9 protein-coding genes and 1 riboswitch are annotated in these 10,869 nt (G+C 50.6%); of the genes, 1 reads left to right on the forward strand and 8 read right to left on the reverse strand.

The genetic code is table 11. The annotated features are described in order from the left end of the window. The 4 genes from AB1690_08730 to AB1690_08745 form a co-directional block, all read right to left on the reverse strand. A partial coding sequence (locus AB1690_08730) for a riboflavin synthase (protein MEW6015393.1) occupies positions 1 to 252 on the reverse strand: 252 nt, incomplete at its 3' end. Beyond that, on the reverse strand, positions 252 to 1,337 hold the full coding sequence (ribD, locus tag AB1690_08735) for a bifunctional diaminohydroxyphosphoribosylaminopyrimidine deaminase/5-amino-6-(5-phosphoribosylamino)uracil reductase RibD (protein ID MEW6015394.1): 1,086 nt from the start codon (positions 1,335 to 1,337) through the stop codon (positions 252 to 254). The genes AB1690_08730 and ribD, both read right to left, overlap by 1 nt. A 52-nt stretch (positions 1,338 to 1,389) precedes the next feature. Then, positions 1,390 to 1,513: riboswitch (FMN riboswitch) on the reverse strand. A 96-nt stretch (positions 1,514 to 1,609) separates the two neighbouring features. Further along, positions 1,610 to 4,183, reverse strand: coding sequence for an ATP-binding protein (locus AB1690_08740; GenBank protein ID MEW6015395.1), 2,574 nt, complete (start codon positions 4,181 to 4,183; stop codon positions 1,610 to 1,612). A 34-nt stretch (positions 4,184 to 4,217) separates the two neighbouring features. Beyond that, on the reverse strand, positions 4,218 to 6,212 hold the full coding sequence (locus tag AB1690_08745; GenBank protein MEW6015396.1) for a GAF domain-containing protein: 1,995 nt from the start codon (positions 6,210 to 6,212) through the stop codon (positions 4,218 to 4,220). A 329-nt stretch (positions 6,213 to 6,541) separates the two neighbouring features. Here AB1690_08745 and AB1690_08750 point away from each other — a divergent pair, with 329 nt between their 5' ends. Then, the gene (locus AB1690_08750) at positions 6,542 to 7,312 is read left to right on the forward strand and encodes a hypothetical protein (protein ID MEW6015397.1); all 771 of its coding nucleotides are present in this window, start codon (positions 6,542 to 6,544) and stop codon (positions 7,310 to 7,312) included. A 74-nt stretch (positions 7,313 to 7,386) separates the two neighbouring features. Here the strand turns inward: AB1690_08750 and rnhC are convergent, their stop codons facing one another. The 4 genes from rnhC to AB1690_08770 all read right to left on the reverse strand — a co-directional run. After that, positions 7,387 to 8,031, reverse strand: coding sequence for a ribonuclease HIII (rnhC, locus tag AB1690_08755; GenBank protein ID MEW6015398.1), 645 nt, complete (start codon positions 8,029 to 8,031; stop codon positions 7,387 to 7,389). Then, on the reverse strand, positions 8,028 to 8,591 hold the full coding sequence (gene efp / locus AB1690_08760) for an elongation factor P (GenBank protein ID MEW6015399.1): 564 nt from the start codon (positions 8,589 to 8,591) through the stop codon (positions 8,028 to 8,030). Before efp ends, rnhC begins: the two co-directional genes overlap by 4 nt. Positions 8,592 to 8,650: 59 nt before the next feature. Beyond that, entirely contained in the window at positions 8,651 to 10,492 is a 1,842-nt protein-coding gene (locus AB1690_08765) for an ATP-binding protein (GenBank protein ID MEW6015400.1), read from the reverse strand. A 55-nt stretch (positions 10,493 to 10,547) separates the two neighbouring features. Continuing rightward, the coding region (locus AB1690_08770) for an A24 family peptidase (protein MEW6015401.1) at positions 10,548 to 10,869 on the reverse strand (322 nt) is incomplete at its 5' end.

Below are 10,869 nucleotides of genomic sequence, written 5' to 3' on the forward strand. Positions count from 1 at the left end.
TTCCAGATTGACCTGACGCCCGGTCTTATACCCGCCAATAATGGTTGACCTGATGCTCTCCGGCGAGACTTCTACATCAAATCCGCTCCGGTCAAAGCGCGTAACTGTCAGACAGCACCCATCAACTGCAATCGATTCTCCCAAAATTACATTTTCTAATGGCTTATTCGGGGTGATCGCCAGCGTCAGATACTCACCTCGACGCGCGATTCGCCGCAGATGTCCGACTGTCTCAATTATTCCTGTAAACATTAACTTCTCACCGGATATCCGGAGAAGAGCAGGTCCTCTCCGCAAAGGGTAAAATTGGGATTACGGTATTGGATGCTCTGGCGGAGTTTCCTCACCCCGATATCACCCACACTGTCAATCCCCCGTCCAATGGTCATTGGCGCAATCACGACATAATGCCTGTCAACCAATCGTTCCCGCAGAAAAGAGGTCGCCAGTCGCCCGCCCCCTTCCACCAGCAGAGAAGAGATCTGGAATTCACCGGCCCGTTTCAGCACCTCTTTCAGAACTATTCCGGCTCGGGCGCTTCTCATCCGCCAGACAATTAAATCCTTGCTTCGCAGTCTTGCGGCTCCTTCCTCTCCGGTCGCAACGATTGTCTTACCGTCCTGATTATTTGCAAATAGATGTAACGATGGCGAAAATCTTATGTTCCTTGCGATGATTATCCGATACGGATTCCGCCCTGCCACCAGACGCACTGTCAATTGCGGATTATCGGCGCGCAATGTCCCCGCCCCGATAGCCACGGCATCGGCATCTGCCCGGAGTCGATGAGCGAACTTTCGAGCCGGCTCACCTGAAATCCAGCGCGAATCTCCGGTAACCGTGGCGACTCTCCCATCCAACGACTGCGCCGTTTTCAATATTACAAAAGGAAGCCCGGTCTGAATATATTTCAGATAGACTTCGTTCAGTTCTTCCGCACGCTTTGCCAACACGCCTGAACGGACCGCCACGCCGGCGCTCTTCAGTCGCCTCGCCCCCTGCCCCCTGACACGTGGATTGGGGTCGGTTATGGCATAAACTACTTCTTTAAGTCCCGCTTCTAAGATAGCATCAGTGCAAGGATTAGTTCGACCGTAATGGCAGCAGGGCTCCAGATTCACATAGAGCGTGCCGCCACGGGCATTTTCTCTGGCGGACCGAAGCGCCTCTATCTCGGCATGAGCCCCGCCTACTCGCTTATGATATCCCTTGCCAACAATCTTCCCGTCCTTGATTATTACCGCCCCCACCAGCGGATTTGGCGAAGTCTCCCCCTGCCCCTGGCGCGCCAACTCCAGCGCCATCCGCATAAATCTTTCATCGGCCTTTTCGGCCATAAAAAATCCCCAATCTATATCGGGGCGTAGAGATAGGATGCAACTATAGCATCGCGCTCTTCTTCCATCCGGACTTTACCGTCGGTACCGGAGTTCCACCGGTTCAGTCCCGCTTTGGCGGGAGTCGCGGACTGTCACCGCCGATCGAGGAATTTCACCTCACCCCGAAGAATTTCCATTAATATATACTGCCGCTGTGGAAAAGCAATAGCAAAAATCTCATGATTGATTTGCCCCCCTTGAAACCGATTGCCAGACAATTGATATGAGGTTTACAAGGCTTGGCTGCGCCCCAACAGGTTATCTGATGTCTCCACGATAGATTCCCGCGTAAATGGCAGCGTTATCAGGCTATCCACTCCGCGGGACATTAACTCCTGTATGCTGGCGCCAAAATCCCGCTTGCTTACCAGAATCGCTTTTACCTTATGGTCGAAACTTTTTATCCGCGCCAGAAAGTCCAAATCAAACCCGCCATTGCGGTCATAGTCTATTATCAGCAAGTCAAATTTTTGACTGGCGGACATTCGAATCGCTTCTTCGCTGTCATCAACGGAGATTGCCTCATAATGTGACTGCACCAGCGCCTCAGACAGCTCCCCGCGAAAAGAAGAGGAATCGCTGATTATCAGTATCCGCTTCTTTCGGGTAGCGCCGGCATTTCCTTCGGGGCTCTCTCCTATGATTCCGAATGCCCTCTGAGGTTCAGCTAACGGGAGTATGATTGTAAAGGTTGTTCCTTTCTGAGGAATGGACTCCACCTTAAGCTGTCCTCCATGTTCTTTGATTATCCGCTGAGTAATCGCCAAACCTAAACCGGTCCCTTTTTCTCCCTTGGTCGTGAAGAATGGCTCAAAAATCTTGTCCATAACTTCCGGTGGGATACCTATACCAGTATCGCTTAATGTCACTATCGCTTCGGGGCCTTTGCTTCGGGAGCGAACGGCTATTTCCCCGCCTTCTGGAATGGCGTCCAGCGCATTGAGAAGTAAATTGGTAAAGACCTCCCGCAGTTCCGACTGGTCCGCCAAAACTTTCACATCCGGCTCCAGTTCCTTCGTAAGAACAACTTTCTGCCCCTTTTCTTCGTTTATCCGACGCCAGCGCGGTTTAATCATCTCCAGGGTATCTTCTATTAACGACTCTATATCGGTAACGACTTTCTTCTGCTCACGTTTCTGACGGGATAGCTGCCGCAAACGATTCAGTATTTCTCCCGAATCAACCGCCGATTGCTCGATAATGCGAAGGTCGTTTTCAATCTTTGCTTTTTTCTCGGGGCTGAAGTCGCCCTCGAGACGATTCGCGATTATCTGGCTCCGTCCCAGAATTCCCCCGATAATATTGTTCAAGTCATGGAAAACGCCGCCGGCAAGCTCTCCTATCGTCCGCAGATTTTCCAGAATAGTCATCTGGACCTGCATCTCCTCCAACTGCCTGATATAGAGGTCCATGGAGCGTTTATTTTCGGCAATGACAAAAACTTTCCCCAGATAATCGGCCAGTGTCTGGATGATATGCAGGTGACGCAAAAGATAATTATCGCTCATGGGGGAGCCTGTACCCAGAATTCCCAGGATATTGTCGCCATTCATAATCGGAACCAGAAGAGTCGAGCGCACTCCTTCCTGATATAATTGCTTTTCGATGTTGTTGGAGAAATTGACGGCCAGATTGTCGCGGAAATAGTATCGCCCGGTCTCAATTACCTTCTCAAAGCCGGTTCCCGCTATTCGAAAATTGCTCAGACGGCCATAACTTGAGGTGCCGGTGAGGGTCGCCACCCCTTCCATCTCCAGACGATTTTCCAGCTGATAATATTTGCCGATAGACAACCGATTGACCGCCATAAATTCATTAAGAGTCGGCAATAGGAACTCCATCAGGTCCTGACGCGAGCGACCGGTGCTATTGATGTCATTTACTATTGAGAAGATTCTTCTCCAGTCGGGAGTCTGGGCAAAGTGCGACGGACTTAATCCATTCAGAATATGCCGCAGACGGGAAAAGAACAACGCCACTGAGTACGATGTGATATTTGGTATCAACCCATTGAGGAGATATTCGGTATCGCCGATCTTGCCGCTCAGGGCAAAACGCACTCCCGGCGGCGCCGACAGTTCGGTCGCATAGCTTGGAACGGCACCGGAGGGGACAAATAACCTCCCTTCCGTAAGGTTCAGCTTTATCTCTTTGGCCGCATCTCCATCAAGAACCGGGGGTGTTTCCTCATAATGTCCAATCTGGCCCGCCATTCTCCGCAGGATAAACTGCTCCCCGGAGCTGTAATAGAACGCCGCCATTCCTCCCCCCAGGAATTCCACCATCCAGCTGGGAAGAGAGCGGAGAAACTGGTCCGGCGAGCGCTCGGTCGATACCTGCTGTAAGACCTGCAGTGCAATCGCCTCCCCGCCGGCAAGACGGTCATTGATATCAAATATCAGATTGAAATACTCTGATACCGAGAATTTGTCCAGAAATCTGTGCCATTCCCCCTCAATCTGCTCACGGCTGTCGCTCAGGACTCCCCCAACCACCACTCCCTCTACCCCTATAGGGAAGAACTTCCGCCCATCCACCGCAATCGGCTCGCGATACAACTCAAATCTCTTATAGACCAGGTCTTCAAAAACTTCAGGATAAATTGGGCTCTCCAGCATCTCAGTCGGGATATAAAGAAACCTTTCATCATGGCTGTTGAGAATTTTGTCGGTGACCGAGTAAAACAAACCGGGAAGGATTGTCGTCAGATATAATTTTATCGAGGAATCAAAGAGGGCGGTGTCTCGTTTCGAGACCAGCTCTTCATACTGCGCCTCACTGAGGATTTTTATCTTGTAACTCATATGCTCTCGCCTGTAATCCGGTTGTCTACTCGTATTATCGTTCGTTAATCAGCGAAATGAGCCGATTGGTCGAGTTCTCCATCGCCTCCAGAATTTTCTGCGAATCCTCAGCTTCTTCAAACCCCCGTAATTTCAACAAATCGATTGAGCCCTGAATTCGACTCAGCGGTGTTTTCAGCTCCTGGTAAAAATCTTTACCGGTCGACGGCGCACCTTGAAGGCGTTCATTCCCCGGAAGCAACAGCGCCCGGCTCAGTTGTGTTGCTTTTATTCCCTGCGCCATTACCGCGGCGGCGGCTCGCGCAAAAGTCAGCGCCGTGGCATCCAGCGGCGAACGGTTCCAGTTACGCATTTCCGCCATGGTGATTATTCCGTAAACCAGCCCGTTAACGGCAATCGGCATTATAATTGCCGACTGCACCTCCCCGAACGCCAGCCCCTCCGCCTCGGCCGTATCCAATCGCGATTCTCCATCCTGCTGGTTTATCAGAAGCGGCCGATTCTCTCTTATAACCAGGCAGTGCCACGGAATCAGCTCTTGAGAGAGAGCCACCTCGCCGTTTCTTATCCCGGGAAATGGACGGGCTGTCTGTATCGCTTTTGTAATCAGATGGTCCCGCTCTTTGTTCAAAACTGTCACCCGTATCATAGTCGTTCGCACATTCTCGGCGAGAATTGCCGCCGCTGCCGCCAGGAAGGAATCAATATCGGTGGCCGATTCCTGCGTCTGGCAAAGGGAGCCGATTCCATTGAGAAACCGGTCCCGGTCAAAAGTAACCATCCGCAGAAACTCTTCTTCCAGCGCCGGCGACATCGCCGCCGCCAGCATTTCGCACCGTTCCAGCTCCTTATGTCCGAATCGACCCGGCTTGGGATGCCCTATGGTCACTATCCCTATCAATCGTCCATTACTGACTATCGGGACAGCCATGATTGATTTCTGCCCGCAACTCGCTATCAAAATATCAACCTGCTCACTTGGGATTTTGGTTATGTCATTTATAACCAGGCTTCTCCGCTGACGAATAAGCGGCGCCAGGAAATCTCTCTCCCTGACCGTCGTGGTCACCCCGCTCTGAAGTATGTTGCCGTTGATTCCGGCAATATAGCGGCGCAGGTCCCAGGGGCTTTTATCCGGAACCGACAGAATGAAGAATTCCGCTCCGACGGCATTATTGAAGAGAGTATATAATCCTCTTATCAGATTTTTCAATTCGGCGCGATTCTCCACCAGCGCCCGCATCTGCCTGAGGTATTCCAGCGATTTCTGCTCGAATTGTGACTGCAGTCGAATCCTCTTATGCTCTATCCTCGAAGCCAGGCGCCTTCCCAGAAGCTCCAATATTGCCCCTTCTTTCTCCTCACCTCTTTTCTCCTCGGCATCCCAGACTATCAGCGCCCCGATTATCCCACTTCCTGTTCTCAACATCACGGCATGGGAAGGATTTACTTTATGGAGAATTGTTTCGGCGCTATTTACGGTATTCTCTCTCATCATTTCGTCGCATCGCGTCTTCAGATTCTCATCCAACCCGTCACAACTGATAATCTGATTGCACCGGCTATTCAAACGAATCACGGCCGCCGCCTTGAAACCGGCCTGCCCCGATAACTGCTGTGGCAATTTGCGAATAAACGATGTTATATCCGGCTGATTTTCAGCTTCATCGGCGATACGTTCGAGATGAGTGAGGCGGCTTTCAGTATTGATATCCTCGGCTTTCGCCGCCTTCCGGGATGGCACCCAGATAGAGATTCCCGCCAGCATCAGCGTGACTCCGGTCACCATACCAATTACCAGAATCAGCTCCAGATAGACCGGTTCAGAAAGGAAAGGAATCTGTTCAAAGAGATTCTGATTGTGCGCCGACTGAACCAGCGACACCAACGCCAGAGTCGCCAGACCCGCTCGGGCATAATTGAAACTTGACTTATTTTCGGAGAAAATCTTTTCTCTCATTCTTACCAGCAGACCGAACAATGACACGAATATGACCGTAAAAAGCGAATCAAGAATGAACTGTGACACAGCCACGCTCCAGGCTCCAATTGTTTATTAGACAAAAAGTTATATGTACTCTACTTTTCGGCAAATTGGCCTGATTCATTAGCATCTATTGCCTTTCCCCGACAGGTTTGCCTCCCTCTTTTCAAGGGATTTTCCCTACAATATTCCCGCCCCCTTCCCTTCAAGCCTTCTTTGTCCTGTTGTTAATTCCTCCAAAGACAATAACTTGTCTTCGGCCCCGAACACCGGCATACCGCTTGCTCAATTCTGCCTGAAATCTTCAAGGTTATGGTTTTTCGCCGTAACTGCTCCAATATACCTAAACTCGCTTCGTGCGAGGGGGAGGATTAATGTTCAGATTTCATCATAGTCTGGCTTTTTCTTTGATTTTGACCGCCATCACCGCCTTGCTTATCGGCTGTTCCGAAGATAGCACGCTCTATTCCGGAGGCGGTTCCGCTGAAGACGATGTCTCTTTCTACTTTCCTTTGCAAACCGGAAAGGCGGTCGACTTCGTTATCAAGGATCAGGCTAATCAGAATCAGTTGAGGGAACGGTTTCTCATTGGAAATCCGGTCACCTTGATAGGTCAACAGGGATATCGCTGGCTTTCCTATGACTTAAGCTATCCCACTTATGTTGATACCGGATTTATGCAGATTCGCAATAATGCCCTTTATTATTATGATACTCCTTTTTCTCTTCCGGAAAAACTGTTGGAAGCGCCGGTTGAGGTCGGCAGATACTGGCTCCGTTTCGACCCGACTGAACTCTCTCTCGGCGATACCAACAACTATATCGATGATTTGGGTGATGGACAGAAAGACGAAGATACGACTACATTTCCCGGTGGGAACAACCACTCCGGTGGCATTGTCGGAAAGAACTATCCGACCTTCGGCTCCAATTATTTTATGATTACTGCCATTGAAGATATTCAACTTGAAGATGGCAATATCTATCGCAACTGCGTCTGCGTTGAAAATCGCTCTGGTAGCATGGTGAACCGCTACTGGTATGCCCCCGGCGCCGGACTGGTCAAGTATTCAATCGATGCCACTTCCGTAACTTATCCGGGTGGCCAGATTGTCGGCGAAATTGCGCCCCCCTCAAATCTCTAATCAGTTACCATGGACTAAAATGAAACCGGGGAGCGAGTCTCCGCTCCCCGGCAAAATCATCTCTATAATTCCGCTCACCCGGTCGCCAATTTGCTGAAATTGCGAAAATGTACCTTGGCAACTTTTGCCAGCGCCTCTTTTCCGTGTATTCTAACAAATTCCGCCGCCGCTTTATCGACCGGCTCGCCGGCGCCCTTGGGAAGAGTCATTCGATATTCCGATGACAACTGCTGCAGATATCTTACAAACTGCGCCCGCGCCAGTATCGATGCCGCTGCTACCTGCGGCAGGGACTCCGCCCGGACTTGCTGCCGGACGGGGATCTGCTTTCCCTTCTCCATCAACGCCTTCTCGATATATTCAGTCTTACCGAATTTGTCAGAAACCGCCTGCGCAATTGCTTCTTTCTCCGCCAGATTTTCAATCACCCGGCAATGCCCCCAGGCTAAAAGACGATTAAGATTCCTGATTTTCGCATATAACTCATTATATTTTTCCGGTCCTATTGTCACAACGGCGTGCGGGAAATTGTCCTTTACCCATTCAGCAAGCTCCATTATCCGGTTGTCGGCAATCAGCTTGGAATCTCTGACCCCCCGCCCTGAGAGTATCTTCTCCCCTTCCTCATCCGCTACCACCCCAGCTATAACCAGTGGACCAAAGAAATCCCCCTTACCGGATTCATCGACGCCAAGAAGGCCCGCCGTCTGCTGTCTCAAGTAGCCCGTTCCAGATATTCGCTGGTTCTCGTATCTACCCGGACCATATCCCCTTCTTTGACAAAGAGAGGGACTTTTATCTGAAGACCCGTCTCCAAGGTTGCCGGCTTCATTATATTTGAAACCGAGTCCCCCTTTACCGCCGGTTCCGACTGCGTCACTTTCAGGACCACCGAGGCCGGAAGCTCCAGCGATATCGGCTTGCCTTCAAAGAAAAGAATATTGTATTCATGATTCTCCATCAGGAACCATCGACCTTCACCCAGATGCTCGGCGTCAATAGTCACCTGGTCATAACTTGAAGAATCCATGAAAGTATATTCATCGCCCTGGACATAAAGATATTGCATAGTGCGCATCTCCAAATCGGGCGGGTCAAAACTCTCTGTAGTCAGAAATGACTTTTCAATCACCTGGCCGGTGATTAAGTGTTTCATTTTGGCTTTCACATGCGGTCTCCCCCGGCCCATTTTGACATGCTGAAAATCGACAATATAATAGGGGGACCCTTCGAACATCAGCTTCAGTCCCTTTCGAAAGTCATTGGGAGAAATCATCATACCTCCTAAAATTGCAGCCGGCAATATAGGAAATTCCGCTCTGGGTGGCAATAGTTTTGTCAGACAGGAAGAGCCGCTCTTTCGTGAGGCTTAACCGGATTTCCGGTCGTTCTCCTGGGAAGTCTGATATGGAATTCGGTGCCGCGATGAGGGTGGGACTCAAACGAAATCCCTCCCCCATGAATGGAGACAATCTTCATCGCCAGAGGAAGCCCCAGCCCGGTACCGGACGGGGTCCCCGATATGAACGGAGTAAAAATCTTATCCTTCAAATCTTCCGGTATTCCCGGACCATTGTCACGGACAATAAGGAGGAGAGCCCCGGCCTGGTCACAGATATCTATCTCCACCTTTCCACCGGAAACTGTCGCCGCCTTGCAGCCGTTGTCTGCTAAATTCAGTAGCGCCTGCTTCAGAAGAAGTTCATCCCCTCTGATGACCGCTTCTCCGGCCGTATTCGAGTTGACTTCCATCAGAATTTCGGGATATTTTTCGCGCAATCCCCTGACAAGTTCTTCAACGACGTCACTGATATTGAATTCCTTAATCTGCAGTTGCATCGGTCGCGAAAAATCGAGGAAACGGCTGACCAGTTCGGCCGTTTCCATCGCCTCTTTGAGAAGCATCTGGCTATTCTCTCTGAGCGATTCGTCGCTTCCCCCTTTTCTGATAATTAGCCGCGCCAGACCAACCATCGCCGCTGCCGAATTCTTCAGTTGATGCGCCAGTCCCCCCGACATTTCGCCCAGAAGAGCCATTCGGCGGTTTATTTCCAGCTCGTCTCGTATCTTCAAAAATTCCGTTTGGTCATTGAAAATGACGGCGGCCCCGATATCTTCGCCGGCGGTATCTTTCAGGCGAGATATGGAAACCTGCACCGTGCGGCTGTTTCCCTCTGAAGTAGTAATAATGGCGGTTTCCTGATTGACTTTTTCTCCTTGCTGGAATCTCTCCAGCGCCTCCCTTAGTCCTTGCGAAAAAGCCAGCCCCGTGCGGTAATCAGTGCCTATCAATTCGGTTTCAGAGACATTTAAAAGCTGTCCGGCCGAGCGGTTGGCGGTTATTATGCGGCACTTAATGTCGAGGGTTATTATTCCTGATGGAATCGAATGCAGTATATGATTATTATATATTTCCAGGTCGGCTGCCCGCTTCTGGATGATATCATTGAGGCGCACCAGCTCCTGCTCATTGGCTCTCATTTCACTTATGATTTTTTCATACGACCGCACCAGACCGGCGACTTCATCCCCTTCAGAACTCTCCAGCCGTCCGCTTTTGGCTGCCTCCTCCCGAAGCCGGTCAAAAGGTCTAATAATCAGATGCACAAACTTGACAGAGATAAAAAGTATTGCCGCGACCGCCAGGACGCCGTAGAGAACCAGCACTTTTCCGGCGCTTTCCAGAGACGCCAGAAGGGCATCCTCCCGACTAATCGCAATAATATATTTCGACCCCATACTCTCCGCCGGAAACAGGAAAAGAGTCTCGGGATTGCCGCTGGTGTGAAGTGTCACCGGATGGTTCTTAAGCAGGGGCGCCATCTGACCAGCGTTAATCTCCCGCCCCAGCCTTATGAAATTGGTGTCGGTAAATTCCCCCCGCTGTATTTCCAGTACGGTCTCATAATAGAGAGGCAAGACCTGCACTGCTTTCAGGTCATAATCATCAATAACTTCCTCTTCATTTTGGGGAGAAAGGGGGGCACCGCCGGACTCATTTAAAAGATTCGCCACCTGAATTGCCGCTTCCGACAAAACATCAAGATTGCGGTCGGCAAGCGATTCCTTGGCGCGGTAAAGCGCATAATGGGAGGCGATATTCAGTACCACCAGCACCAGAATTATTAGCGCCAGACCTAATTGTATCTCGTGGCGAAATCCGTTCGATTTGAGCTTCATCTGATTTCCCAGTTACCGCCGCCATGCTTTCGCACTTGATAAGTCCTGGCTTTGACTACATCTGCAAAAAGTGGTTGATATAGAATGAAATCAAGCGGTCGCCGAAAAGAATCGTCCCCACCGCCGCAATTGCCAGGAAGGGACCAAAGGGAATCATGCGGCTGCGGCGCACCCGGCGCGATAACATCATCCAGACTATCGCCATAACCAGACCGATTACCGCCGCTCCGATGAACATCAAAAGCACCTTTTGCCACCCCAGGAATGCTCCCAGCATCGCCGCCATTTTTATATCACCACCGCCCATACTTTCCTTCTTGAACAGCCAATCTCCCAGAAGCGCTACAAGGTACAAAGCCGCTCCTCCAACCAGCAGC

Source organism: Candidatus Zixiibacteriota bacterium, assembly GCA_040753495.1.
Classification (GTDB): domain Bacteria; phylum Zixibacteria; class MSB-5A5; order GN15; family PGXB01; genus DYGG01.